Origin of the sequence: Thalassobium sp. R2A62, assembly GCF_000161835.1 — a bacterium.
Lineage (GTDB): Bacteria > Pseudomonadota > Alphaproteobacteria > Rhodobacterales > Rhodobacteraceae > Thalassobium.
Genome location: NZ_GG697169.2, coordinates 1 through 26,016, shown reverse-complemented (window position 1 = coordinate 26,016; position 26,016 = coordinate 1). Strand labels below are relative to the sequence as shown.

The window sequence follows — 26,016 nt, the reverse complement described above, 5'->3', positions numbered from 1 at the left end:
GCTGGTTCTTCGGCGCAAACCACTACCGGCGGGGTGACAGTTTCTCAGCCACGACCAAACGAGCAGCGGAAAGCCGCGCCACAGGCACGCGAAATGGCGAACACGAAACGTAATCGAATCTGTTTGCGCGAGCAAAAGCGATGGCATCCGTCGTGCCCGCATGCTCGCCACAGATCGACAAAACCACGTCATTGCGTTGCGACCGACCCCGATTAGCCCCGATCGACACCAATTCACCCACACCTTCGACGTCAAAGCTGTGAAACGGATCCTCGGGATAGACACCTTGGCGCACATAATCCGACATGAAACGTCCCGCATCATCGCGCGACAAACCATAGGTCATCTGTGTCAGGTCGTTTGTACCAAAGCTCAGGAACGTTGCATGTTCGGCAATATCCCCCGCGCGCAATGCGGCCCTCGGGGTCTCAACCATCACACCGAGATTATAGTCAAAGGTCTGACCACTCTTGGTTTGCACCTCAGCCGCCAGCGCGTCGATCTGCGTTTTGACCAGTTCAACTTCGCGCCGTGCGCTGACCAGCGGGATCATGATCTCGGGGCGCACGATGACACCACGTTCGGCCAAGGCAACTGTCGCCTCAAAAATCGCGCGCGCCTGCATTTCATAGATCTCGGGGATCGAGACGCCTAAACGCACACCGCGCATACCCAGCATCGGGTTATATTCGCGCAGCTCACCAACCCGTTCGGTCACATCCGACAGCGGGCGATCCAGCGCTTCGGCCAAATCACGCAGGCCCGCACGATCGCTGGGCAAAAATTCGTGGAGGGGCGGATCAAACAGTCGCAAACACACGGGCTGCCCTGCCATAATCTCGAACAATTCGATAAAATCCGCCCGCTGCATTGGCAACAAACGGTCCAGCGTCGTGCGGCGATCCTCTGCATCATCGGCAAAGATCATCTCGCGCATCACAGTCAGACGATCATCGTCAAAAAACATGTGCTCGGTCCGGCACAACCCGATACCCTGGGCCGCGAAATTGCGCGCAGTTTGTGCATCAGACGGCGTGTCCGCGTTGGCCCGAACGCCAATATCGCGCACATCATCCGCCCAGCTTAGCAGGGTCTGGAAGCTTCCATCCAATGACGCCTCGCGCAACGGTGGCTCGCCCACCAATAGCTGGCCCGACGTGCCATCCACGGTCAGCATGTCACCTTCGACCAGAACCCGACCATCCGGCGACACCAATTGACGCTTGCGCGCATCAACCACCAAATCCGACGCGCCAACGACACAAGGCAAACCCATGCCCCGCCCGATGACCGCAGCGTGGCTGGTGATGCCGCCCCGTACCGTGACGACAGCTTGGGCTGCGTGCATTCCGCGAATATCCTCTGGCGTGGTTTCACGCCGCACGAGGATACAGGCCTCTTTGCGCGCCGCACTTGCCTGCGCTTCGTTCGCAGTGAACACAATACGCCCACGGGCCGCACCGGGGCTGGCCGCGATCCCTTGGCCAAAGACGTCCCGCACCGCTTGGGGGGCGACTTGGCGGTGCAACAATTCGTTCAACGCGACCGGTTCCACCCGCATCAACGCCTCTTCGCGTGGGATCACACCATCATCGGCCAAAGCGACCGCAATTTTGACCCCAGCCCGTGAAGACCGTTGTAACCGAACCGCATCCAGAATGCGCAGACTGTTGCTTTCAATCGTAAATTCGATCTGCATCTCTTCGCGCAGCCGCAACCGCGAGACATCGCCAAACCGCAAAAGCTCGGCAAAAATGTCAGGGCACAACTCTTCTAATGATGCGCCGCGTTCGTCCCGCGTCAGATAGATCGCAGGGGCATCAAGGCTCAGCGCCTCGCGCCCTTGGCTTTGGCTCAGATAGCGGCCTTTGATCTGGGTCTCGCCCGTTGTCTCGTCGACATATTGAATCACGCCCGATCCGCTCTCGGAGGCCCCAACACCCAGCGCCATCGCCTGAACAACCAATCCCAGACCAGCATCCGCAGGCGCTCCTTTGGCCTGACGCAGCAACCGCGCGGTTGTCCCTTCCCATGCACGCGCCATCGACCGCAAAACTTCGGTCAATTGACGAATAGGGTCTTGTGGAAACGGCTCTTCTGCATCGGCTTCATAGGCCGACAGCGCAGCCTCTAACGCTTGGGCCGTAGGCTCGCTTGGGACATCAAACTCGTCTGGGTCCAATCGCGCGACATGCACGGCAAACGCTTGGATAAATCGCAGGTACAGCGCGGTCGCGGCCCGTTCGCCGACTTCTTTGGACAATTCAACCAGTTTGGTATTGTTCATCCCAATGTTCAAAATCGCGCCGGGACCACCCCAATCGGGATCCTCACTGCTGGGCCGTACAGACAACAACGGCGCCCCGCCAAAGGGTTCGATCAACACGTCCATATCCGGCATCGTGCCGCTGGCAATCGATTGAACCGACTTAAAATCCAGTGAAACCGTAGTTGGCACAGGCATATCCAGCCGCACCAAACGCTGCAGACACTTTGCCCGTCCGCCGTGAACGTCCGCTGACATCTTGGCCGTGGGCGTGATCAACGTCAGGTTTGAAAAATTGGCACGATGAGGCATGGCGCACTCACCTTTCTGCACTGCGGCGTAAAGAATTCAGCCGCAGCATAGACATTCCACGCTGTCACGCAATGTTTACGTGCGTCAGCGTTGGGGCAGATTTAGCCCTCTAAACGGGTTAGGTCAGCAACCGAAAGACAGGTTTTGCTAATCCGGCTCAGCAGGTTCAGACGGTTGCGGCGGATCACATCGCTGTCTGCGTTCACCTTCACAGCCTTAAAAAATGCGTCAACTGGACCGCGCAATTGCGCCATTGCAGCCATCGCCGTTTCAAAATCTTCGGCACCCATCGCCGCAACAATCGCAGGCTCGCCCGCATCCAGAGCTGCAAACAATGCGCGCTCTTCGTCGGTCTCGGCAAATTTGATATCCGCGCCAAAGGAATACTCGACACCGTCCTTCTTTTCCTCAGCCGTCAGCATGTTGTTCGCGCGCTTGAACCCTTGAACCAAGTTCTCGCCATCGTCGGTCCGCAAGAAACCAGACAGCGCTTCGGCACGGCGCACCAAGAGGCTTAGATCATCATTGCCCGGCATCGCCACACTGGCGTCGATCACATCATGTTTGACGCCACGATCCTTGAGATAGACCTTCAGACGGTCATGGACGAACCCCATCAGGCTGTCAGAAATAGCGTCAGAATCCACACCATCAGACCCATCTTGGGCCTTTGACACCACCGTCGCTTGGCGGGCAAACACGTCGCGCAATCCGAACCGCAGATCGTTTTCGACCGCCAACCGGATCACACCCAATGCCGCACGGCGCAGGGCAAAAGGGTCTTTACTACCCGTTGGCTTTTCGTCGATCACCCAGAAGCCTGCCAGCGTGTCCACTTTGGCCGCCAAAGCAACCGCCATCGACACTGGCGCGGTCGGCACATCGTCTGACGGGCCCAATGGTGAATAATGCTCTTCTATGGCAGCACCAATAGCGGCGTCATGGCCCGCCTCTGCGCTGTAGTAGCGGCCCATAACCCCTTGAAGTTCTGGGAATTCGTAGACCATTTCAGAACTCAGATCCGCCTTAGACAGCTGCGCGGCTGTCGTGGCCATCACAGGATCGGCCCCTGTGGTCGCCGCCAAATGGCCGCTTAGATCCGAAATGCGTTCAATCTGTTCAGCAACTGATCCCAGCTTGTTGTGAAACGTCACGTTTTCAAGCGCTTGTAGCCAGCCCTTCATGCCAGACTTGGCTTCGCGCAGATCGTTCTCCCAAAAGAACTTGCCATCTGCCAAACGCGCCGACAAAACACGGCCGTTGCCAGCCAAAATCGTCGCGCCGTTATCCGCCGTTTCTATATTTGCCACAGTGATAAACTGCTCGATCCGGCCCGTCTTTGGGTTCTTCACGGAAAAGAACTTTTGGTGCTCTTTCATAGACAATTGAAGCACTTCACTCGGTAAGTTCAGGTAATCTTTGGCGATCGGCCCCATCAGAACGACAGGCCATTCGACCAGTCCTGCAACCTCGGCCAACAGCCCGCGATCCTCGATCACTTCTAGCCCGTTGGCGAACGCTTGGTTCGTTGCATCTGCCCAGATCGCCTCGGCCCGTTCGGATGCGTCTAGCACGACATAGGCCTGCTTGAGCTTTGTGCTGCAATCATCGAAATTCACGACCTTAATGGCGTCCGGCGCCAAAAAGCGGTGACCAAACGTGACATCGCCCGAGACGATCCCGTCCACGTCCAGCGGCACAACCTCTGCCCCGTCTTCGGCGCTGAGAATGCACAAGATCGAATGCAGCGGGCGCACCCACCGCAGGCTGCCGTTGCCCCAGCGCATTGATTTGGGCCATGGGAAGTTGCGGATCGTCGCATCCAGAACTTCGGCCACGATCTCGGATGCCGCACGGCCTGGCTTTTCAACAATCGCGAACCAAACGGCCCCCTTTTTGTCGTCACGCTCTTCTAGCTGATCTTTGGTCAAACCAGTCGACCGCAAAAACCCCTCGAGCGCCTTTTCAGGTGCGTCGGTGCGTGGGCCTTTGCGCTCTTCGCGCACATCTGCGGAACGGTCGTTCAAACCCTCGACAGTTAACACCAAACGGCGCGGTGTCGAAAACGCACCCGCACTCGCATAGGTCAGCCCAGCCTCGACCAATCCGTTGGTCACCAAACGCTTGAGATCATCTGCCGCCTTGGCTTGCATCCGTGCAGGGATTTCTTCGGAAAAAAGCTCAATCAAAAGATCGGACATCAGTTGTCCCCTTCTGCGTCAGGTTGGGGTTGAGGGGGGCAGTTTTCCGGCACAGGATTGCCGTCAAAAACCACTTCACCGCATTCGTTGATCTGGTGCCAGACAAAGCCGCGACCGTCGTCCATGACAGCGACAACGCGGTCGATGCCGTATTCGATGTTGCGCGTGCCTAAAAACACGATCGCGCTGCCGTCTTCGATGGCTTCACCGATCTCGGTTGCGTCAAAACAATCAAACCAGCGCGGTGCGACCCGTGGCTCGGCATCGTCGACGATGACGTAGGTTTCCGTCAACATCGCGTGGCTGTCAGGTGTTTGAAAACATGCGCGATACCGCAAGGGCGAGCTATCTGCGTCAATGCCTTGGAAATCCTCAAACAGGATATCTTCGGGCATTTCATAGGCGAGCAACGTCATCTGCACAGACCGATCTTCTGCGACGGTGATCTCTTCATAATAGGCATAGACCTGCTGGTAGTACATCAAACCGCCAGCGGCCAAAGCAGATGCAAGTAGCGCCATAATGATTATCCGGGCGATCACGCGGCCCAGCCTCCTGCTCGGGTTTGCACAAACGCGTCGGCACAGGCCTTGGCCAATGTCCGCACCCGACCGATATAGGCCTGACGTTCCGTGACCGAAATCACGCCGCGCGCATCCAACAGGTTGAACACGTGGCTCGCCTTGATGCATTGGTCATAGGCAGGCAGCGCCATAACGATACGGCGGCCCGTCTTGGGGTCATCATGTGGCTCGGCCAGAATGCGGGCGCACTCGGCCTCGGCATCCTCAAAATGGCGCAGCAACGTGTCTGTGTCGGCCACATCAAAATTCCACCGTGCATATTGTGCCTCTGCCTCGCGGAACACATCACCATAGGTCAGCGGAATCGGGGCATCAGGTGCGTTGAACGGCATCTCGTTTCCGTCGTCGCAGTTCAGAATATACATTGCGAGGCGTTCCAACCCGTAGGTCAGCTCACCAGAAACCGGTTTGCAATCATGGCCACCAACCTGCTGGAAATAAGTGAACTGGGACACTTCCATCCCGTCACACCAGACTTCCCAGCCTAGACCCCACGCGCCCAATGTCGGGCTTTCCCAGTCATCCTCGACAAAACGGATGTCATGCATCGCCATATCAATGCCAATGGCCCGCAGCGACCCCAGATACAATTCCTGCAGGTTGGGCGGCGACGGTTTGATGATGACCTGATACTGGTAATAATGCTGCCACCGGTTTGGGCTGTCGCCATAGCGGCCATCGGTGGGCCGGCGGGATGGCTGAACATAGGCCGCAGACCACGGCGTCGACCCCAACGACCGCATCGTTGTCGCAGGGTGGAACGTGCCCGCACCGACTTCCATGTCGTAGGACTGCATTACAGCGCATCCGTGTTCAGCCCAGTAGCTTTGCAACCGCAGGATGATCTCTTGAAAACTCTTGGGTTTGTCGATTGACATAACTGGTGCGCCCTTGGTTGTAACAGCGCCTTACTAGGCCGCGGCGGCCAGAGGGTCAATTCCGCCACGGCCCCTAATTTGTCACGCGATTTGGGTTATTTTTCGGATGCACCCCACGTCGATCCAGCTTAGGTTAACCGCAACCAATAAATCAGCCGGTTACAATCTGGCTGCATCCTCGGGGACCATTGATGATACGCTTATTTTGTAGCTTGCTGTTTTCGGCTTTTTTCGCGACCGCCACATTGGCCCAAGAGGTCGCTTGGATCCAGATCGAAGCCCAGTCCAAACTGACGCGCGCGCAAGAACGCGCACAGGACTATTCCGGCAACTTGCAAGACGTGAACGGTTTCGACCTTGGGTCTGGCTGGTACGGTATCGCACTTGGCCCCTACACCCCTGCCGATGCGGCCGCACTGGCCCGCCAGTTGCGCCGCGACGGTCTTATTCCTGGCGATAGCTTTGTCGCCGAAGGCCGAAACTACCGCAATCAATTCTGGCCAGTTGGCGTCAGCGTTTTGGGCACTGCAAACATTGTTGACCCGATCGCCCAAGAACCCGAAGCCGCACCCGAAGTTGCAGTATCAGAACCAACAATTGAGCCTGTGATCAAACCAGAGCCCGAGCCCGTTGTCGAGGTTCCTCAGATCCAAAACCCAGATGAAACCCGCCAAGAGGCCCGCGCCTCTGAGGCCGAACTGAGCCGCGAAGACAAAAAAGATCTGCAGATCGCGCTCAAGTGGGCCGGATTTTATACAGCAGCAATCGACGGCTCGTATGGCCGCGGCACACGTGGATCGATGCGCACATGGCAAGAGGCCAACAATCACGAACCCACTGGTGTTTTGACGACCCTCCAGCGTGTTGAACTGCTTGCCGCCTATAACGCCGTGCTTGAGGGTGTGAACCTGCGTCCAGTCCGTGACGACATTGTCGGCATCCGCATGAACGTGCCGCTGGGCATCGTTGCAATCGACGCTTACGAGCCTCCGTTTGCCCGCTATGCCCCCACTAGCGACGTGCCTGCACAGTTGATGATGATCTCGCAAGCTGGCGATCAGACCACCCTCTTTGGTCTCTACGAGATTTTGCAGACCCTCGAGGTTGTTCCCACTGAAGGGCCGCGCAACCGCACCAACAGCGGCTTTGAGATCGACGGTCAAAACCAAGAGCACCACACCTACGTCACTGCCGAGCTGCGCAATGGCGAGATCAAAGGCTTTATGCTGGTGTGGCCGTCCGGTGACGACGAACGCCGCACGCGTATCCTCGACGATATGAAGAGCAGCTTTGAACGTCTCGAAGGTGTTCTCGACCCTGCCATGGGCGAGCCTGGTGAAGATCAGGCCATTGACCTGATCTCTGGCCTTGATGTGCGCAAACCTGATCTGTCGCGGACAGGGTTCTACCTTGATGCCAATGGCTTGGTCCTCACCACGTCCGAGGCCGTCGGCTCCTGCGCAAGGATCACCCTCGACCAAGACTATGACGCATCCATCGTCTATGAGAACGCCGATCTAGGCCTTGCTGTGCTGAAACCCTCAGCGGCTCTAGCCCCCGAGAAATCAGCCGTCTTCCAGTCGCGCGTGCCGCGTTTGCAATCCGAAGTCGCCGTCGCAGGCTTCCCTTACCAAGGCATCTTACCTGTACCCGCGCTTACTTTTGGCAAGCTGGCTGACATTCGCGGGTTGAACGGCGAAGAAGATCTCAAACGTCTGGCCCTCACGGCCCAAGCAGGCGATGCAGGCGGCCCTGTGTTTGACACAACGGGTTCGGTGCTAGGCATGCTGTTGCCCAAGGGGAATAGCAATGGTCAGACCTTGCCACCACAGGTCAGCTTTGTTGCAGACAGCGATGCGATCTCGGCCGCGCTGACAGAGGCCGGCATCACGATCAACACCCAAGAGGTTGCAACATCGATGACACCAGAGATGATGACCTTGGCGGCCCAAAAGATGACCGTTCTGGTCAGCTGCTGGGGCGAATAAACGGATCAACTGCGCGAGGGGGACAGCCCCCTCGCCGCACATCCGGATCTCAATCTAGAACGGACGCTTAGGTCAGATGCGGCGTGACGTAGATCAGCGTCGGCTTGTCTGCGGCCAGTGCAGTTGTCACCGCATCTTGGAACGCGCAGATCGTTGTCGGTGCAGCCGCATAGGCGCCATAGGCTTCGGCCAATTTGCAGAAATCAGGGTTGTGGGCGATGACTGAATTGGGCGCGATTTGCGCGCGCACCATGCTGTCTTCGATCTCTTTTAGCTTGCCGTTGTCCCACAGGATGATCGGCAAGGGCAGGTCCATTTCGACCGCAGCACCCAATTCTTGAAGCGTATATTGAAACCCGTAATCGCCTGCGATGGCGATGGTCGGCTTCCCGCTCCGCGCCATGGCCCCGCCAACAGCGGCGGGCATCGCATAGCCCAACGTCCCAAAGCCATACGGGTGGTGCCAATGCCCCGGCTCGCTCATCGGGATCACCTCTTTGGCGACATAGGCGAACTGGGTCATGTCGGAATAGAACATCGTGTTTTTGGGCGCGGCCTCTCGCAGCGCTTCGCAGATCGGCAAAATGCCGGGGCGTTCTGCGTCGGTCTCGGCGCGCCACAACTCGTTTTGCACCGCGATCTTGTTGCGGTCCCAATGGCACGGTTTGTCCCAGCCTTCAGTCTCGTTGAAAATATGCCCCAACGCGTCAGATGCATCAGCCAGTACCGGAATTTCCGCACGCATGGCGTCAGACAAAACTTCGGCATCAATATCGATGCGCACCAATGGGGCATCGTGCCCCAAATGATCACGCCACAAATCCACATCGGCCAGCTCTGTGCCAACGGCTATGACCAAATCGGCTTGGGCAATCACATCGGCACTGTCTGGCCGCGCCAACCACGACCCGATCACCCGTTCATCCGTACCATCAACCACGCCACGTCCGGCATATGTGGTCATCACAACCGCACCGGTATTGCGCAGGATCCTCCACATGTTGCTGGCGTATTTCACGCCACCACCCACAATGAACAACGGTTTATGCGCAGTCTTCAGCGCGTCGATCACCGGCGCCATATCTGACGGGGCAAAGATTGGGCTGGTCTTGGGACGGGCCAACGCCGCAGGCGGATCTTCTGCCAGCGCTTCAAGCAGTTTGATCGGCACTTGGATATGTTTGGGGCGCGGCCGCTGGGTTTCGAACTCCATCAACGCGCGATCAATCAAACGGTACGCGGCCTGCGCCGTTGTTGCCGTCTGAGACCAATCACAGACACAGCCCGCCGCCCCTTCTTGGTCGCGCATCTGGTGCAACTGACCACGGGTCGACGCCACTTCGTCCAGACAGCTAGAGATCACCAGCATCGGCACGCTGTCAGAATAGGCCTGTCCCATGGGCGTCATAATGTTGCACAGCCCCGGCCCCGTGATCACATAGGCCACACCCGGTTTGCCCGTCGCACGTGCATATCCATCGGCCATGAATCCCGCACCTTGTTCGTGACGCGCCAGAACATGGGTGATCCCGGCCTCTTCGATACCGCGGTACATTTCTTGGTTATGCACCCCCGGAATACCAAAGATCGTATCAACGCCTCGTGCGCGCAGCATGTGCGAAATCTGAGCTCCAAGAGGCTTCATACAGCTCTCCAAAATTGAACAGTAAGCAGGGTAAAGACGGCCATGACTTCGAGACGACCAATCAACATTGCCGTGGTCAAAATCCATTTCGCAACATCATTCAGACCCGAGAAATTCCCCGATGGTCCGATCTCTGATCCCAAACCGGGACCGATGTTGGCCATCGCGGTTGCGGCCCCAGAGATTGATGTGATGAAATCCAGACCCGTCATCGACAGCGCGACTGCCACGATCCCCAAGATCACGGTGAAGAACACAAAGAACGACATGACCGAACTCAGCACGTCATCACTGACAGTTCTGCCCTGATAGCGCGGCGTAAAAATGCCGCTGGGGGAATGGATGCGCCGAACCTGCGCCTTGATGCTGGCGAACAGCAACTGGTAGCGAAAGATTTTGATGGAACAGGCCGTCGATCCCGCACAACCACCGATCAGGCCGATGAAAAAGAACATCACAACGGCGAATGACCCCCACAGCATATAGTCTGCACTGGCATAGCCCGTGCCGGTGATGATCGACACCACGTTGAACAATGCTTTGCGTAGGGCAACCTCGCCGGTCAGAGCCGAACTGTTCCACAGCCACAGCGTGATCATCGCCACGATGATAAAGACGGTGGTAAAGAAAACGCGAATTTGGCTATCCAGAAACAGCGGCTGCGCCGTGCCCGCCAGCAGTTGGACGTAGCGCACAAATGGCAACGCCGCGAGCAGCATAAACACACAGGCCGCATATTCGACCCCTGCCCCAAACGCCCCGATTGAGGCGTCGTAATTTGCAAAACCGCCTGTCGCGATCGTCGTCATCGCATGGGTGATCGCATCAAACGGTCCCATGCCCAGCGCACCATAGGTCACCGCACATGCCCCTGTCAGGCCAAGGTAGATCACCGAAATACGGCTCGCGATTTCACCGGCACGCGGCAGGATTTTACCCATAGTGTCGAAGGCTTCGGAGCGAAAAATCTGCATACCGCCAACACGCAGCTCCGGCAAAAATACCATCGCCACAACAATAATACCAACACCGCCCAGCCATTGCAGAATGGCCCGCCACATCAGCAATCCAGGTGGCAAATCCTCAAGCCCCGTCAGCACAGTTGAACCTGTGGTCGTCAGGCCCGACATCGCCTCGAAAAATCCGTCGGTGATGCTGGTTTGTGCGTCGCCCAACACGAACGGCAACGTCCCGAACCCAGGCAAAGCAACCCAAACAAACGTGGTCAGCAAAAATGTTTGCCTGATCGTCAATCCCGCAGACACCGCATTAGCACAGGACATTGAAACCAGCGCGCCCACCAACACAGTGATGATCGCGCTTTCCGCGAACACGACCCAATGGCCGTTGCCTGCGCGCAGGTCGATAAACATCGGCACCAACATGGTCAGCCCCAAGACAGCCACAAGCAGGCCGATCACATATCCAACGGGTCGCATTTCAAACATGACAAAACCCTTGGGGCCGCACACCAAAACTGTCAAGCGTCACGGTTTTTTCCACGCCTATTTGCGGCCGCACATTCTTGACGTGCTTGGGCTGAAATGAGACTGTGTGCCCATGTCGCATCCCTACACCAAGCTTCCGTTCCATGCCTTTTGGCGCAGCGGCGTAGCGAAAGCGGACATTACCCGCTTCAAAGGGTTGTTCCGCCCGAAATTCCCGATCACAGACGAAATGTCTTTTGCCACTGCTGGCAGCTGCTTTGCTCAGCACATCGGCCGCTTTTTGCGAATGGCAGGTTGCGACGTGCTTGAGGCTGAACAGCCCCCCGAATTGATGTCCAAACCGCTGGCTCATCAGTTTGGCTACAGCCTCTTTTCAGGCCGCTACGGCAACATCTATACGACACGCCAAATGCGCCAATTGCTCGAGGACGTGGCCACCGGATTTACCGACAAACGCTATGTCTGGTCCAAGGGCAAACAATTCGTCGACGCCTTTCGCCCCACCGTTGAGCCCGAAGGTCTCAAATCCGAAGACGGCGTTTTGTTGCACCGTGCCTACCACCTGAAACGCACGTCACAGATGCTCAAACAGGCCGATCTCTTTGTATTCACACTTGGGTTGACCGAAACTTGGGTCGATGCAGAGACAGGCCGCGCCTTTCCCAGCTGCCCCGGTGTCGCGGCGGGCACATTTGATGCCGACCAACACCTGTTCTACAACATGCCAACAGCCGACATTCTGGCCGATTTGGGCGATATCCGGCGTGCGCTGAAACGGTTCAATCCAGACATGAAGCTGCTGCTGACAGTCTCACCTGTTCCGCTGACAGCCACGGCCGCCGATGACCACGTGTTGTCCGCGACAACATGGTCCAAATCCGCGCTGCGCGCCGCCGCCGGTGAATTTGCCCGCGAACATGATGACGTTGATTACTTTCCCAGCTTTGAATTGGTCACCAGCCACGCGACAGGTGGACCATGGTTTGACGCCAATCTGCGCGGTGTCCGCGAGGATGCGGTTGAACGTGTAATGTCGATCTTCTTTGACAGCACCGGCCTCGCCCCGATGGACGAACACACGGCCCCACCCGAACCAACCGATAGCGCCGCCGAAGAAGACGCCGGGTCAGACACCGATCTGATTTGCGACGATCTGTTGCTAGACGCCTTTGCCGAGCCTGACACATGAGCATTCCGATTTGCCTCTTTGGCAACAGCCACATCGCAGCCCTGCGCACCGCCCATCTCGAGGCGCCTGAACGCTGGTCTGAGCTCGCCCCTCAAATGGTCGGAGCCCATAAAACCAAACTGGTCCAGACCGAAGTCATCGACGGCGTTCTGCGCCCACGGACAGAAGACGCCAAAGTCGCCTTTGCCAAACTCGGCGGAGGCGCGGGCATTGAACTAGACCGCTTCGAGGCCTTCGTCATCGTCGGATGTAACTCGGCCAGCTCGAACCTTGTGCGTTTGCACCGTGATGCACGCTTTCTTGGAATGGCCTCGCTCAAAGAGGTCGAAGACCTCGCAAAGATGGAACCCGCTCTGTTGTCACGCTCGGCGTTTGAAACCATCGCTGTTGAACATATGGGGCGCCGTTTGTGGACCCGTTTTGCCGTCCTGCTGCGCGAACATACCGACAAACCGATCTACCTGTGCCCCCAACCCCACGTTAGCCAAGACGCCGTGCATTCGGATGATCCAAATCACGTCCTGTTGCAAAATATCGCAGTGTCAGGTGACGGACGCATCATGAACAACATCCACCGTTTGACCCTGACCGAATTGGCAAAAGATGCCAACGTCACAGTCCTGTCTCAACCCAAATCAACGATCTCGCGCGGAATCATGACCAAACGCGAAATGTCACGTGGATCGATCCGCTTGGCAGCAACGGGACGGTTTGAACATGACCGGACGGATTATGACCACGCCAACGCCACGTACGGCGGGCTGGTGCTGGATCAAATCCAAGAGGCGGTGCTAGCCGACGTGAAACAAGGTTGAAAACAGTTTGGGGTCGATGCTGTCGGCACTGAAAGTTTCGCCTTCCGTCAGGATCGACACTGCATCATGGGAATGCAGGCTTTCTTGGTGAGACGCGACAATCCGGAAATCACCGATCCGCGGGTCTGCCTGTAGCAATTCACAAAATGACCGTGCTGCGTCTTCCACAAAGATCGGATTGGCCGCGTTCAGTTCGGCAAAGGCTTGCTCGTCCTCGCGTTTGACCATGACTTGGGTTTCGGTCGGCACCGCACGTCGGCACAGATCAATCAGATCCTCGAACCACAAAATCCCAGCTGTTTCGTCAACTTGGACCGACAGGCGCGCAACAGACCGCTGGGAATGCGGCGTTGCCAGCTGCCCACGGAACTGACGCGCATGTTCCGACAGCTCGAGCGAACAGGGGCATGTACTCGAATACACATAGTCCAGATGAACGATCTTTTGGCGCACGCCCCCGACATCGATCACCTCAAGAGCGAGGTCATAATACTGATAGCCCGACAGCCCCGATCGCAGGCTGTCCACCTTCATCGGGAACGAGAACCGCATCTGGATACGCGCGTCAAAGCTCTCTAGATCGGCCTTATAATCTTCCAGAGCCCGCTCAATCACGTCAAAGCTGAACGTCTCTTCCGCACGGCGGTAAAACGTCCGCATAATGCGGGACATGTTGATGCCCTTTTTCTCGGCCTCTAGGCTCACTGTGCCTGTCACACTGGTTTCCAGCGTCAGAGGTGCGCCACCACGTGTCCGCACCTGAATGGGCAGGCGAAAATTCGAAATTCCAACATGCTGGATCTGTTGCTTGGCCCCACGGATCAGGCTGGATGGTCCGTTCTGCAGATCGGGCATCGATGCCTTGTACAGCTCATCAACCTCGAACTCTTCGGGATAGGCCCGCGCAAGAGCCGGATAATTCATCAATTCTTGACCCGGAACGAGACACGACACCAATGCATCCAACGTCGCGATCTCTTCGTCGGTCACAGACACGGCCCACTGCCGCAGCAACGCCAACGCCTCACGCGCCTCGTCCTGCGTTGGTTCACGCTCAAACTCCTGACCCTCTAAGGTCATCTCGGTCTCCCCATCTTCGGGCCGCAAGAGCTTCATATGGGGCGTATCACGATCAATTTCCATGGGTAGACCCCTGTTGAGACGCCCCTTGCTAACAGATTGAACCTGCCCCGCCAATGTCGTAGCCCGTCACACCGCCCCCAGGATGCGACGTCCAAACCGATCCTGACAGGGCTGCTGCCGACCCCGCTTACCACTTGGCGGAGGTGTCCAAACCATCTCTGGATCAAACCAGATCGATAACGATCCGCGCTGTTTCAAACTGTCATTGTAAGACGACCAATTCTTGGTCTTATACTTCGTAGGGGCCCAACTGCTCATGGCCTTCAGCTATCACGTTGGATTCATGCAGTGAATCCCATCAGCCTATTTGTGCAACAAAGTCGTGCGTGACAAGAGTCACCGTTTGTGGGATTTTGCTTTCGTGTTTCAAATGACCAAACATATCGAGGCTTTTCTTTAATAAAATATACGCGGTATTTATTCTTATTTTGGCTCTGATAATCTTCTTTAAGCGCGCTTCCATTCTGATAACCCACCCTGTTTTTTGGGATCAGTTCCGTTGGTTTCGAAACCACCAATTGGACAAAGGGAAGCCATCAAGCTACGCATATTTTTTGGCGCTATATTTGTCTATTTTCAGCCCCAGCACCCTTTGGCATGCGCACAACCTGCCAGACCGCACAATCAGGGGCTTTAAATCAGCAGTTATCATTATTTTTCTCGTTTTAACCGCACTCTACTTTGCCCCAATTTGATGAGCGACATGGATCCAAAACTTCAAGATACAGTCGACGAAATTGTATCATTCCTGAAACGAGAGTTATCGGTTAACTTTGATTCAATTGTCGATAGGCATTGCAGATGCAAACGTCAGCCGCGCAAATCTTTGATCCTGCGCCCACGCAAGGCAAGCATCATAGAGCGCGGCCGCCGTGCCATCGCCGCGACGTTCGGGCAGCACATAACTGAAATCCAGATAGTCACCGTCCATGGACATGAACCCAACAGGCCCCACGTCGTCGGCGACAAAAGTCGTCAAAGCCGACAACCGCGCGTGCCACGCCTCAGCGCTTGGCACCTCGGGTGCCCATGCGGCGCGCTGTGCCGCACTATAGGCCCCAGCAGCCCCCTCGTGGACACCGCGATAATAAATCAGCGCCAACGCACCCGCATCTTGGGGCACATACTGCCGGATCACATCACGCCAATCGCCGCCGTCAAATCAGAGATCAGATCATCGGCATCCTCAAGCCCGACACTAAACCGGATCAAGCCGGGCGTGATGCCCAACTCGGCGCGATCTTCTTCGCGCAGCCGTTGGTGCGTGGTGGTTGCAGGCGGTGTTGCAATCGATTTGCTGTCGCCCAGATTGTTAGAAATTACCGCAATCTCGAGCGCATTCAGCATCTTGAACGCACGCTCTTTGCTGCCGCAATCAAAAGCCACAATCGTGCCGCCCGCATTCATCTGGCTCATGGCAAGATCATGCTGCGGATGGCTCTCGAGCCCAGGATAAATCACACTGGTCAAAGCACCGTTCTGCGACAGCGCATCTGCGATCCGCATGGCCGAGAACGTCTGCGCCCGCACGCGCAGCTCCATCGTTTCTAGGCCTTTGACCAGCAGCCACGCATTGAACGGGCTCATCGAACCGCCGGTGTGTTTCATGTAGGGCTCGACGGTTTTGCGAATGAACTCGCGGGTGCCTAGGATCACTCCACCCAAAACACGTCCCTGCCCGTCGATATGTTTGGTCGCCGAATACACGACCACATCGGCCCCCTGCGCAATCGCATCCGAAAACACTGGCGTGGCAAATACATTGTCGACAATCACCACCGCATCGACCGCATGAGCCAGCTTCGAGACGGCCTCGATATCAACCAATTCCAACGTGGGGTTCGACATGCTTTCGAAAAACACCGCCTTGGTGTCAGGCCGGATCGCCGCCTTCCATGCCGCCAAATCAGTCCCGTCGACAAACGTGACCTCGACCCCGAACCGCGTCAGCACTTCGTCCAGCACATAGTGACACGATCCAAACAACGCGCGCGACGACACCACATGGTCCCCCGTCCGCAGCATGGACATCAACGCACCAGACACCGCCGCCATACCACTGGCACAGGCGAACCCGTCCTCGGCACCCTCAAGGGCTGCGATACGTTCCTCGAACATCCGGACCGTCGGGTTGCCGTAACGGGCATAGATGAATTCATCATCCCCTGACTGGATGAAACGCGCCTCGGCGTCTTCGGCCGTCTCATAGACAAACCCTTGGGTCAGATACATCGCCTCGGCCACTTCGCCGTATTGCGATCGTCTGATCCCTGCGTGAACCGCTTTGGTGCGTTTTGACAGCTCTGTCATGTCATTCTCCTGTTGGGGGTCACCCCAAATAAAAAACCTCGGACCGTAAGGTTCCGAGGCGAAAACGCGACCGACCCCTTTTAGCAGATTATTTAACGTGGCCCGCAATCCGGTAACAAATCGCCACACCGTTTGTTTATGCCGCACCTGCAAAGCGGTCAAGACCTGCCCTTGCAACTTTGGCGCTATCCGTCATTCTAACGTGATACTTCAGGAGCGTACGCAATGATCGATCTCTATTTCTGGCCGACCCCCAACGGATGGAAGGCGACAATCGCCCTCGAAGAGATGGGGCTCGACTACCGCGTCAACCTGATCAACATCGGCAAAGGCGACCAGTTCACCCCTGAGTTTCTCAAGATTTCGCCCAACAACCGGATGCCTGCGATCACCGATCCCGACGGCCCGGACGGCGCACCCATCTCGATGTTTGAGAGCGGCGCAATCCTGCAATACCTTGCGCGCAAAACCGGCCAGTTCGGCGGCAGCACAGAACGCAAACGCATCGCGGTTGATCAGTGGCTGATGTGGCAAATGGGTGGTCTGGGACCAATGGCAGGCCAAGCGCACCACTTTTTGAAATACGCACCCGCGATGGATCCGCCCAACGACCTGGCCTACGCCAAAGACCGCTATCGCAGCGAGACGGCTCGGCTATACGGCGTGCTGGACCGGCAACTGGCGAACAACGAATTTGTGGCAGGCGATGAATATTCCATTGCCGATATGTCAGTCTGGGGCTGGGCATTATTGTGGGAAGGACAGCAGCAAACGCTGGATGACAAACCCCACATGAAACGCTGGTTGGATCAAGTGTCAGCGCGCCCCGCGGTGATCCGTGGCCGCGCAGTCCACGCCGACCTGCGCGGAGATTTCAAATCCGACAAGGGCGCGCAGGACAAACTGTTTAAAAGCGCGTGAGATTGCACGCGCCAAAGGGTGGGGTTTTTATATGTTGCAAGACAAGTGGTTAACGTTTGCCGCAGAAGAAACCGCCAAGGGGAACCCCCAAGAAACGCAGGGGCGGCGTTCGTCAAATACTGCGAGAAACAGGACAAGCTACGTCAAAAGGAATGCTCTTTGACACAAAATTCATCTACCTGTTTGCGCTAGTTGTCCTACCCTTGGTCGCGCAGTTTCGGAGTTGGCCTCCATTTTCATTGTTTGCTATTGCGACTGCAACATATGCTGTAATCACCGTAATCAGCTTTGCTCAAGTAATGGTTTTTTTTGCATCAAGCGGAGCGCTCTGAGCCTGCCTACCATGACACATACTACGTTACGTTCTCAGGAAACTACGCAACAATTTTTGTTCTAGTGTTGTTGTTATTTGCTATCGTAGCTTGGTTACAATAACGCTATGGCGCGATGATTTATCCAAACACAACACGCGCACTCTTTTGGGTTCTTCACATCTCACTTCTAGCTTCCGTCACTGCAACCATACTATTTGCATCTATGCTTTCTCCATTGCTTGGATCAAGCTTTGAACAGCCAAGGCGATATGTTGACTATCAAGCATACTTTGAACGGATAAACACAATTTCAACATGGGCTAGCTACATAGCCATTTTTTCATGCCTACTACTTATTTCTCTTGCTACTTGGTCAGCAATCCATGTGTGGCGGTCCTAATGCTCTTTCTTGGGTGGCGTTAGTCTTTGCTCGGCTCTTCGATCAGGTATTTCTGCAATCCAACAATCTGAAGCCACAAAAACGCAAACAGCGCGATAGGAAATCCAAAGGTCTCGATCTTGACCCATAGATCCGTCGACAGGTTGCGCCAGATCAGTTCGTTCGCGATGGCCAGCCCCGCAAACATCAACGCCAAACGCTTGGTCAGGATCATCCAGCCTTCGTCTTGCATTGGCATGAACTCGGCCATGACATAGGCTAGATACGACCGCCCACGCAGCAATCCAATTCCTAGGATCACTGCAAAAACGCCATAGACCAGCGTAGTCTTCATCTTGAAAAACCGCTCGTCATTAAAATAGGCCGTGAGCGCCCCAAAAAAGATCACCATAAAAGCGGTGAATATTTGCATCCGGCTCAGCTTACCGGTCAGGAACCACAAAATCCCCATCGCGGCCAATAGGATCGGCACGAACACGATCGTTGCGACAGTGAACCCCGAATACTCGGTCCCGCCCCACGTATATACGTTGTCGCGGATGCGCAGATAGATCAGGAAAAAGACAAGCGTTGGCCCCAGTTCGAGGACTTGCTTGAGGATCGGGTTGATTTCTTTTTGTGCCATGATGTCCTTTTACCCGCCCAGTTCTACAATGACAGCCCCAACTGCGATCAAAGCCATCAAACCTAATCTGCGGGGGCCGACTGTCTCTTTCAAGAAGACCCAGCCAATTATTGCGGCAAAGACGGTCGAGGTCTCGCGCAGCACGGCCGCTTCGCCGACTTGGTCCAGCCGTGTGGCCAACATAATCGATCCGAACGATGCCATCGCGGTGACGCCGCCTATGACACCCAATCGAAACAGCGGCACCAGTTCAGGCTTTTGCGCCATGCGCCGATAGTGCATCCATGCGATCCCCGGCATCACGCCCAATCCATCGAGGAAAAAGAACCACGCCAGAAACGTCAGCGGGTCAGCCGTGGCGCGAATGCCGTAGGCATCATAGGTCGTATAAAGAGCCACAAAAAGACCGGTCAGCACAGCCAACCCCAACGCTGACACCAGCGTGTCGCGATCCGCCGTGATCGTCGCTAGATTGTAGACAGCCAAACCAAAGATACCGGCCAACAGCACGGCCACGCCCATCCACTGAACACTTGAAAAAGTCTCGCTGAAAATGATGCCAGCGCCAATGACGGCAAACAGGGGCCCTGTTCCGCGCACCACCGGATAGACGACCGTATAGGCCCCCTTGGTATAGGCCCACGCCTGTAGCAATTTATAGCAAACGTGGATCACATAGGCGCCCGCAAAGATCAGCCACATATGCGGCTCGGGCCACGGCACTACAAACAAGGCCAAGGGTGCAGCAATCGCGCTATAGCAAAAATCGACGGTCCCGCGCGCCAACCACGGATCATATCGCCCCTTTTGCAGCGCCCCAAACACCGCGTGCAAAACAGCCGCAGCAAGCGCAAGGACCAGCGCCACCCGGTGACCGGCCGCCGTACCTTCTAGTGAGATCAGCCAATCGCTTAGGATACTTCAAACCTAGGGGCCATCCGCCCCCGCCCCCCGAAATTATTGGGGATGTGAGGCATCTAGCGGTTCAGACCTGTCAGGGCCGCGGCAAAGTCTTCGGGATCGAAGGGTGCGAGATCGTCAATCTGTTCGCCCACGCCAATCGCGTGAATAGGCAGGCCGAATTTGTCAGCCAGCGCCACGAGAACGCCACCCTTGGCTGTGCCATCAAGCTTGGTCATCACAAGGCCCGAAACATCCGCCAGCTCTTGGAACGTCTTGACCTGTGACAGCGCGTTTTGACCCGTTGTCGCATCCAGCACCAACAATGTGTTGTGCGGCGCTTCGGGATCTTTCTTGCGGATTACACGGACAATCTTGGCCAACTCTTCCATCAGATCGGCGCGGTTTTGCAGACGCCCAGCCGTGTCGATCATCAACAGATCTGCGCCATCCGCCTCGGCCTGTGTCATCGCATCAAACGCGAGGCTGGCAGGGTCCGACCCTTCGGGGGCGGTCAGAACCGGCACACCGGCGCGGTCGCCCCAAACTTGCAACTGCTCAACTGCAGCGGCACGAAACGTATCGCCCGCTGCGATCACCACGGACTTGCCTGCAGCGCGGAACTGGCTGGCCAGTTTGCCGATGGTTGTTGTCTTGCCCGAACCGTTCACGCCCACAACCAAAACCACCTGCGGTTTCTTGGCATATAGCGGCATTGGCTTGGCGACGGGTTCCATAATACGGGTGACTTCCGACGCAAGCAGCTCTTTGATTTCGTCCACCGACAGCTTTTTGCCAAAGCGTCCCTCGGCCATATTCGCCGTCACACGTAGCGCCGTATGCACACCCATGTCGGCAGTGATCAACAATTCCTCGAGGCTCTCGAGCATGTCGTCATCCAGCGCACGGCGCACGACTGTTTTCTTTTCGCCGCGTCCCAACATCCGCCCGAAAAAGCCGGGTTTTTTGGCGGTCTCTTCGCTGGGCTCTTCCGTCAATGCCGCAGCAATTGGCGCGCGTTCAGACAGCGGCACAGCGGCCACCGGTTCTTGAGCCACTTCGGCAGCGGCTTGCGCCTCTGCTTGCGCCGCAGCTGCTGCAGCAGCCGCGTCCGCTTGACGGGCAGCTTCGGCCTCTTGGCGTGCAACTTCGGCAGCGGCTTCAGATGCTGCGCGACCTGCGGCCTCTTGGGCGGCGCGCGCATCTGCCTCTGCTTGGCGTGCGGCGTCTGCCTCTTGGCGTGCAGCTTCGGCTGCCGCTTCAGACGCCGCACGATCTGCGGCCTCTTGGGCCAAACGTGCGGCTTCGGCGGCAGCAGCCTCTTGGGCGGCCCGATCTGCTTCTTCTGCCGCGGCAGCAGCAGCGGCGGCTTCGGCGGCTTGTTGCTCGGCCAATGCGGTCGCTGCAGCCAATTCTTCTTGTTTGATCCGTGCGGCTTCTGCTTCGGCTTCGGCGGCATCACGGGCCGCTTCCTCTGCGGCTTGGGCCGCTGCGCGTTCCGCCCCTAAGCGCGCGCGCTCAACCTGCTCCGCCTCTAACCGCTCGGCTTCGATCCGCTCCGCCTCTACACGTACGGCCTCTAAGCGTTCGGCTTCAACACGCTCTGCTTCAATGCGCGCAGCCTCTGCCTGCTCGGCCGCAACACGTTCAGCCTCAACGCGTTCCGCTTCGGCCTCTTGCGCGGCCGTATCCACCACCAGCTCTTCTTCAACACCACCCTCTTCGACGATCGCGTCCAACCCTTCCTTAATCTTAGACGAGGATTTGAACAAACGTTCTTTGAGTTTTTTGAAGAATGCCATGCCGGTGCTTTCGCTGAAATTGTTCTCTCAGACCTAATCGGCAATCGGCAGCAATAAAAGGCCCAGACGCCCTAAACCGCCACAAAGGCCACCAAAAACAGGAGCTGTGCGGCCATATACGTGACCCAGATCGCCGGTGGCAGCACCTCAATGCCACGCACACGCGGTTGCCACATGAACATATGCACCGCGATCATGGCATCTGACACGATGAAAAACGCAGCAGCCACTGGCACCCATGCCACGCCGACAACGCCAAAGGCCACGATCCCCATCACGCAAATCAATGCGATGTAGCCCAAAATCGGCCCGCGTAATTCGCCTGCGTTGCGCCACATGGCGATCGCCATGACACCTGTCAACGCCACGAGCACAAAGGCCCACACCGTCACCCCTCCATAGAACGGCAGGAACACCACGAGATAGGCCAGATGCGCCACGGCAAAGCTGATCATTCCGGTGAGAAACGCGATTTTTCCGTCACGCGACAATGCCAAATCGCCCATGGCGCTGGCCACAAAGGCCGCGACCAAGACCCAAGAGCCCCCCTGCCACCACGCGATGACAGCCAACAGCGCTACAGGCACCGTTTTGAACACGGATCTCAGGATCGATGGCGCCCGCACCGTCATTGGCAAATAAGCCAATGCCGCACTCAAACTGGCTCCGAGCAATGTCAGAGCCAGTGAGAGGTCGCTCATATCTCGTCTTTAAAGTGGGTCATAACCATCTTGATCGGATTTGGGGCAGCTTGTCCCAAACCACAAATCGACGCATCAACCATCGCCGTCGACAAATCCGTCAACAGCTCTTGGTCCCATGCATCCGCCTGCATCAACTTGACGGCCTTTTCACAGCCCACGCGGCACGGCGTACATTGGCCACAGCTTTCGTCCTCAAAGAACCGCAGCATGTTTAATGCAGCATCGCGTGCACGGTCCTGATCAGACAAAACCACAACGGCAGCCGAGCCGATAAACGTCCCCAGCGGCTGAAGCGTGTCGAAATCAAGCGGCACATCATTGATAGACGCAGGCAACAGGCCCGATGATGGACCACCCGGCTGGTAGGCTTTGAACACATGACCCTCGGCCATGCCGCCTGCCGCTTCAATGATCTCGGTGATCGTCGATCCTGCGGGCAGCAAAAACACACCTGGTTTGGCGATGCGACCCGACACAGAATAGCTGCGCAGACCTTTGCGGCCATTGTGTTCGACGCTACTCAAAATCTCTGGACCTTCGCGGCAAATCCGGCTGACCCAATGCAGTGTTTCAATGTTGTGCACCAGCGTTGGTTGACCAAAGACACCGACCTGCGCCACAAACGGCGGACGGTGACGTGGCATGCCGCGTTTGCCCTCAATGCTCTCAATCATCGCGGATTCTTCGCCGCAGATATAGGCACCCGCGCCGCGACGCAGATCAATATAGCCTTCTTCGACAATACCAGCCGCCTCGAGCGCTTTGATTTCCTCTGCCAGAATATGCAAAACCGCAGGGTATTCGTCGCGCATGTAGATGAAACAGGTCTCGGCCTCGACCGCCCACGCTGCGATCAACATCCCCTCGAGGAATTGATGCGGGACGCGCTCTAGGTAATAGCGGTCTTTGAATGTACCCGGCTCGCCCTCGTCGCCGTTGACCGCCAGATAGCGCGGTCCTGCGTTTGCACGGACAAAGCCCCATTTTTTACCAGATGGGAATCCAGCACCGCCCAAACCGCGCAAGCCAGAAGCGAGGATTTTGTCCTGCACGTCTTCCCAGTTGCCATCCGCGCGCAAATCTTTCAGCGCGGCATAGCCACCTTCGGCCACGTAGGCGTCAAACGTCTCGTAGTCAGGGATATGCGCATGGGTGTCACCCGCAGCAATCGCAGCTTCGACTTTTTCCACGGTGGCGTTGTCGATATGGGCGTGGCCCAGCTCTAAAACAGGGGCCGTGTCACAGCGCCCCATGCAAGGCGCGCGCAATACGCGAACCTCGGAGGCGTCCAATCCGTCCTCAAGTGCGGCTTTGAGCTGCTGAGCACCTGCCAATTCGCACGACAGCGAGTCGCAAACCCGAATGGTCAATGCAGGCGGCGGTGCCTCGTCTTCTTTGACCACGTCGAAATGCGCGTAGAACGTCGCGATCTCATAGACCTCTGCCATGCTCATCCGCATCTCTTCGGCCAAGGCGCGCAGATGCGCAGCGCTCAGATGGCCATAGGCGCCTTGGATCAAGTGTAGGAATTCAATCAACAAATCGCTGCGGCGTGGGCGATCCCCCAACAGCGTGCGGACCTCTTCCCATGGGCCGTCCAACAACGCGCGACCCTTTGGTCCCGTGCGTCCTTTGCCCTTGCCCGATTTCCAAACACCTTTGCGTTCGTCCAGTGCCATGCCGACAGCCCTTTTTCTACTTCACAGCCAACCTAGCCCAGCACCCGCCCCTTCGCCCACGCCAAAAGCGACACAATCCTTGGCGGATGCGTTGCGCGGACCGCTGTTGAGGCTCCACATGACGCCAATCGGAAACCCGTGACTGGTCAGACGCCCCCACCTCTGGCAAACTCGACACATAAAACACCTGATCCTCGCCTTGAGTGTCTTGGCCAGCCCCGCTGTTGCAGACGCTCCCATGACCGCCGAAGAATTCGACGCCTTCGGCACCGGAAAAACCCTGCGTTATCTTGTCGACGGTGTGCCTTATGGGGCCGAACGCTACCGGGAAAACCGACGTGTCACATGGTCCTTTGTCAAAGGCCAAGACGTCGCCGAATGCGAAGACGGTGTTTAGTATCCTCAAGAGCAAAGCATCTGTTTCGTCTACGAAGGCGGCGGCGACCCACAATGCTGGGACATGTACGAACGCGAGGGTCGGTTGGACGCAAAATACCGGAACGACGCGGACAGCAACGCACTCTACGAGGCCAAGCCGACGTCAGATCCGTTGTTGTGCTTGGGCCCCAACGTCGGCGTTTAGGCCACAAATCCGCAACCCACTGAACATCGGCGCTACAGCAGGCTTCCCTGCTCGGGCGGCTCTGGTTTTGGCTTTTTCGCAGGCTTGCTTGATGCACCGCTCGGGCTCACCGTCCCGTCTTGGAATTCAATCTCTAGACTGCTTGCCGCCTTGGCCGCTTTGGCGGTCGTCACTGGCGCGCCGTCACCGCGCACCACCGCATAACCGCGTTTCAGCGTTTGTTTATACCCGACCGAATTGCGCACCCGCTCGAGCGCATCAAGCTTTTGCCGCGCGGTCTCTAGCTGGTTTTGACCGCGGGTTGCGAACCTCTGGCTCAGACGATCCAGATCGGCCCGTTGCCGGTCTAGCTGCGCAGATGGGTTTCGTGTGGTCAAACGTGCAGCCAAATTGCTCAAACGGTCCGTCGGGCGGGTCAACGTACGGGCCAAGCTGGGGGCCAGTTGCCGCCCAAGATCGTTCACGCGCCGCCGTTCGTTTTGGGTGCGATTGGTCAAAACCGACGGGCGCAACGCACCGCTGGTTTCTGTCAATTTTTGCCGCTTCAACTGTGCCGCGCGCAGCAGGGCATCGGTCATTCGCTGGCTTGTGATGTCATAGCGTTGCCGCGGATTGGCCAGAAGGCTCTCGAGATTGGGTAGCGCCCGCGCCAAATCACGCAACCGTTGCTCACGCTGCGCGACCCCTTGGGACAGCGCGCGTTTCAGACGGGCCTCTTGCTCGCTAACCCATGCCAACAGATCCAGCCGGACAGGCACAGCCAACTCTGCCGCAGCCGTCGGTGTCGGCGCGCGTTTATCCGACACAAAATCAATCAGCGTCGTGTCAGTTTCGTGGCCCACCGCCGAGATCAGCGGGATATCACTGGCCGCCGCCGCCCGTGCGACCACCTCTTCGTTAAAGCTCCACAGATCTTCGATCGATCCACCGCCACGTGCGACAATGATCAAATCAGGGCGCGGCAATGCTCCACCAGGTGTCAGCGCATTAAAACCTGCGATGGCAGCCGCGACTTGGTCCTTGGACGATTGCCCTTGGACGGCCACAGGCCAAACCAGAACCTTGCGCGGGAAACGGTCGCGCAGACGGTGCAAAATATCGCGGATCACCACGCCTTGGGTTGATGTCACAACCCCAATAATGTCGGGCAGATAGGGCAGCGGCTTCTTGCGCCCCTCGTCAAACAGCCCCTCGGCGGCCAGCATCTTTTTGCGCTTTTCCAACAGCGCCATGAACGCGCCTTCGCCCGCCACAGACAATCTTTGCGCATTCAGCGAGAATTTCGACTGCATGCCGCTGGCGGTCATCT

The 26,016-nt window shown here is 57.1% G+C and carries 21 protein-coding genes, 1 pseudogene and 1 riboswitch; of the genes and pseudogenes, 6 read left to right on the top strand and 16 right to left on the bottom strand.

What is annotated here, in order from left to right:
* Positions 1-22 precede the first annotated feature (22 nt).
* The 4 genes from TR2A62_RS00105 to TR2A62_RS00090 all read right to left on the bottom strand — a co-directional run bounded on the left by TR2A62_RS00105 (position 23) and on the right by TR2A62_RS00090 (position 6,241).
* Positions 23-2,578, bottom strand: a complete 2,556-nt coding sequence (locus TR2A62_RS00105; RefSeq protein ID WP_009160058.1) for a putative PEP-binding protein — start codon at positions 2,576-2,578, stop codon at positions 23-25.
* A 101-nt stretch (positions 2,579-2,679) separates the two neighbouring features.
* On the bottom strand, positions 2,680-4,779 hold the full coding sequence (gene glyS / locus TR2A62_RS00100) for a glycine--tRNA ligase subunit beta (protein WP_009159280.1): 2,100 nt from the start codon (positions 4,777-4,779) through the stop codon (positions 2,680-2,682).
* Positions 4,779-5,300, bottom strand: a complete 522-nt coding sequence (locus TR2A62_RS00095) for a DUF6446 family protein (RefSeq protein ID WP_009160011.1) — start codon at positions 5,298-5,300, stop codon at positions 4,779-4,781. Before TR2A62_RS00095 ends, glyS begins: the two co-directional genes overlap by 1 nt.
* Before the next feature lie 17 nt (positions 5,301-5,317).
* A complete protein-coding gene (locus TR2A62_RS00090; RefSeq protein WP_009158751.1) occupies positions 5,318-6,241 on the bottom strand; it encodes a glycine--tRNA ligase subunit alpha in 924 nt (307 codons plus the stop codon).
* Between the two features lie 191 nt (positions 6,242-6,432).
* On the opposite strand from TR2A62_RS00090, the gene TR2A62_RS00085 reads away from it, so the two are divergent.
* A complete protein-coding gene (locus tag TR2A62_RS00085) occupies positions 6,433-8,229 on the top strand; it encodes a serine protease (protein ID WP_009157860.1) in 1,797 nt (598 codons plus the stop codon).
* Between the two features lie 67 nt (positions 8,230-8,296).
* Here the strand turns inward: TR2A62_RS00085 and TR2A62_RS00080 are convergent, their stop codons facing one another.
* Both TR2A62_RS00080 and TR2A62_RS00075 read right to left on the bottom strand, forming a co-directional pair.
* A complete protein-coding gene (locus TR2A62_RS00080) occupies positions 8,297-9,874 on the bottom strand; it encodes a thiamine pyrophosphate-binding protein (protein WP_009160388.1) in 1,578 nt (525 codons plus the stop codon).
* Positions 9,871-11,322, bottom strand: a complete 1,452-nt coding sequence (locus TR2A62_RS00075) for a TrkH family potassium uptake protein (RefSeq protein ID WP_009159572.1) — start codon at positions 11,320-11,322, stop codon at positions 9,871-9,873. The genes TR2A62_RS00080 and TR2A62_RS00075 overlap by 4 nt, the downstream gene beginning before the upstream one ends.
* A 112-nt stretch (positions 11,323-11,434) precedes the next feature.
* Here TR2A62_RS00075 and TR2A62_RS00070 point away from each other — a divergent pair, with 112 nt between their 5' ends.
* Positions 11,435-12,511, top strand: a complete 1,077-nt coding sequence (locus TR2A62_RS00070) for a GSCFA domain-containing protein (RefSeq protein ID WP_040819898.1) — start codon at positions 11,435-11,437, stop codon at positions 12,509-12,511.
* Complete coding sequence (locus TR2A62_RS00065; protein ID WP_009159908.1) at positions 12,508-13,326, top strand: hypothetical protein; 819 nt, start codon at positions 12,508-12,510, stop codon at positions 13,324-13,326. Before TR2A62_RS00070 ends, TR2A62_RS00065 begins: the two co-directional genes overlap by 4 nt.
* Here TR2A62_RS00065 and folE2 read toward each other — a convergent pair.
* From folE2 to metZ, 4 genes and pseudogenes are all read right to left on the bottom strand, one after another.
* The gene (folE2, locus tag TR2A62_RS00060) at positions 13,303-14,406 is read right to left on the bottom strand and encodes a GTP cyclohydrolase FolE2 (RefSeq protein ID WP_190275723.1); all 1,104 of its coding nucleotides are present in this window, start codon (positions 14,404-14,406) and stop codon (positions 13,303-13,305) included. The genes TR2A62_RS00065 and folE2 overlap by 24 nt on opposite strands.
* Positions 14,407-14,568: 162 nt before the next feature.
* Positions 14,569-14,727, bottom strand: a pseudogene (locus TR2A62_RS18280) (transposase); the annotation flags it as partial.
* 520 nt (positions 14,728-15,247) lie between these two features.
* Positions 15,248-15,607, bottom strand: a complete 360-nt coding sequence (locus TR2A62_RS00055; protein ID WP_009157536.1) for a GNAT family N-acetyltransferase — start codon at positions 15,605-15,607, stop codon at positions 15,248-15,250.
* Complete coding sequence (gene metZ / locus TR2A62_RS00050) at positions 15,604-16,779, bottom strand: O-succinylhomoserine sulfhydrylase (RefSeq protein ID WP_009158592.1); 1,176 nt, start codon at positions 16,777-16,779, stop codon at positions 15,604-15,606. The genes TR2A62_RS00055 and metZ overlap by 4 nt, the downstream gene beginning before the upstream one ends.
* Before the next feature lie 59 nt (positions 16,780-16,838).
* Positions 16,839-16,916: riboswitch (SAM riboswitch) on the bottom strand.
* An 88-nt stretch (positions 16,917-17,004) separates the two neighbouring features.
* On the opposite strand from metZ, the gene TR2A62_RS00045 reads away from it, so the two are divergent.
* Positions 17,005-17,700: a glutathione S-transferase N-terminal domain-containing protein gene (locus TR2A62_RS00045; protein ID WP_009160544.1), complete on the top strand. Its 696-nt coding sequence runs from the start codon at positions 17,005-17,007 to the stop codon at positions 17,698-17,700.
* Positions 17,701-18,433: 733 nt separating this feature from the next.
* Here the strand turns inward: TR2A62_RS00045 and TR2A62_RS00035 are convergent.
* The 5 genes from TR2A62_RS00035 to TR2A62_RS00015 form a co-directional block, all read right to left on the bottom strand.
* On the bottom strand, positions 18,434-19,039 hold the full coding sequence (locus TR2A62_RS00035; RefSeq protein ID WP_009158735.1) for an inner membrane-spanning protein YciB: 606 nt from the start codon (positions 19,037-19,039) through the stop codon (positions 18,434-18,436).
* 9 nt (positions 19,040-19,048) lie between these two features.
* Entirely contained in the window at positions 19,049-19,906 is an 858-nt protein-coding gene (locus tag TR2A62_RS00030) for a DMT family transporter (protein WP_009159771.1), read from the bottom strand.
* 110 nt (positions 19,907-20,016) lie between these two features.
* A complete protein-coding gene (gene ftsY / locus TR2A62_RS00025; RefSeq protein WP_083791090.1) occupies positions 20,017-21,234 on the bottom strand; it encodes a signal recognition particle-docking protein FtsY in 1,218 nt (405 codons plus the stop codon).
* Positions 21,235-21,812: 578 nt separating this feature from the next.
* Positions 21,813-22,442 (bottom strand): lysoplasmalogenase, encoded by a 630-nt coding sequence (locus TR2A62_RS00020; protein ID WP_009158067.1) that lies wholly within the window; start codon positions 22,440-22,442, stop codon positions 21,813-21,815.
* Complete coding sequence (locus TR2A62_RS00015; RefSeq protein ID WP_009159531.1) at positions 22,439-24,124, bottom strand: NAD(P)H-dependent oxidoreductase subunit E; 1,686 nt, start codon at positions 24,122-24,124, stop codon at positions 22,439-22,441. Before TR2A62_RS00015 ends, TR2A62_RS00020 begins: the two co-directional genes overlap by 4 nt.
* Positions 24,125-24,362: 238 nt before the next feature.
* Between TR2A62_RS00015 and TR2A62_RS18635 the strand changes: the two genes are divergently transcribed.
* Positions 24,363-24,521 (top strand): hypothetical protein, encoded by a 159-nt coding sequence (locus TR2A62_RS18635; protein WP_009157791.1) that lies wholly within the window; start codon positions 24,363-24,365, stop codon positions 24,519-24,521.
* Between the two features lie 63 nt (positions 24,522-24,584).
* Entirely contained in the window at positions 24,585-24,707 is a 123-nt protein-coding gene (locus tag TR2A62_RS19275) for a hypothetical protein (RefSeq protein WP_009158820.1), read from the top strand.
* 32 nt (positions 24,708-24,739) lie between these two features.
* On the opposite strand, the gene xseA is transcribed toward TR2A62_RS19275, so the two are convergent.
* On the bottom strand, positions 24,740-26,016 hold a 1,277-nt coding region (xseA, locus tag TR2A62_RS00005), incomplete at its 5' end, for an exodeoxyribonuclease VII large subunit (protein ID WP_009159847.1).

Coding starts and splice junctions, on each gene's coding strand:
- TR2A62_RS00105 (WP_009160058.1), bottom strand. CDS start 2,578: ATGCCTCATCGTGCCAATTTTTCAAACCTGACGTTGATCACGCCCACG.
- glyS (WP_009159280.1), bottom strand. CDS start 4,779: ATGTCCGATCTTTTGATTGAGCTTTTTTCCGAAGAAATCCCTGCACGG.
- TR2A62_RS00095 (WP_009160011.1), bottom strand. CDS start 5,300: ATGGCGCTACTTGCATCTGCTTTGGCCGCTGGCGGTTTGATGTACTAC.
- TR2A62_RS00090 (WP_009158751.1), bottom strand. CDS start 6,241: ATGTCAATCGACAAACCCAAGAGTTTTCAAGAGATCATCCTGCGGTTG.
- TR2A62_RS00085 (WP_009157860.1), top strand. CDS start 6,433: ATGATACGCTTATTTTGTAGCTTGCTGTTTTCGGCTTTTTTCGCGACC.
- TR2A62_RS00080 (WP_009160388.1), bottom strand. CDS start 9,874: ATGAAGCCTCTTGGAGCTCAGATTTCGCACATGCTGCGCGCACGAGGC.
- TR2A62_RS00075 (WP_009159572.1), bottom strand. CDS start 11,322: ATGTTTGAAATGCGACCCGTTGGATATGTGATCGGCCTGCTTGTGGCT.
- TR2A62_RS00070 (WP_040819898.1), top strand. CDS start 11,435: ATGTCGCATCCCTACACCAAGCTTCCGTTCCATGCCTTTTGGCGCAGC.
- TR2A62_RS00065 (WP_009159908.1), top strand. CDS start 12,508: ATGAGCATTCCGATTTGCCTCTTTGGCAACAGCCACATCGCAGCCCTG.
- folE2 (WP_190275723.1), bottom strand. CDS start 14,406: ATGACCTTAGAGGGTCAGGAGTTTGAGCGTGAACCAACGCAGGACGAG.
- metZ (WP_009158592.1), bottom strand. CDS start 16,779: ATGACAGAGCTGTCAAAACGCACCAAAGCGGTTCACGCAGGGATCAGA.
- TR2A62_RS00045 (WP_009160544.1), top strand. CDS start 17,005: ATGATCGATCTCTATTTCTGGCCGACCCCCAACGGATGGAAGGCGACA.
- TR2A62_RS00035 (WP_009158735.1), bottom strand. CDS start 19,039: ATGGCACAAAAAGAAATCAACCCGATCCTCAAGCAAGTCCTCGAACTG.
- TR2A62_RS00020 (WP_009158067.1), bottom strand. CDS start 22,442: ATGAGCGACCTCTCACTGGCTCTGACATTGCTCGGAGCCAGTTTGAGT.
- TR2A62_RS00015 (WP_009159531.1), bottom strand. CDS start 24,124: ATGGCACTGGACGAACGCAAAGGTGTTTGGAAATCGGGCAAGGGCAAA.
- TR2A62_RS18635 (WP_009157791.1), top strand. CDS start 24,363: ATGACCGCCGAAGAATTCGACGCCTTCGGCACCGGAAAAACCCTGCGT.
- TR2A62_RS19275 (WP_009158820.1), top strand. CDS start 24,585: ATGTACGAACGCGAGGGTCGGTTGGACGCAAAATACCGGAACGACGCG.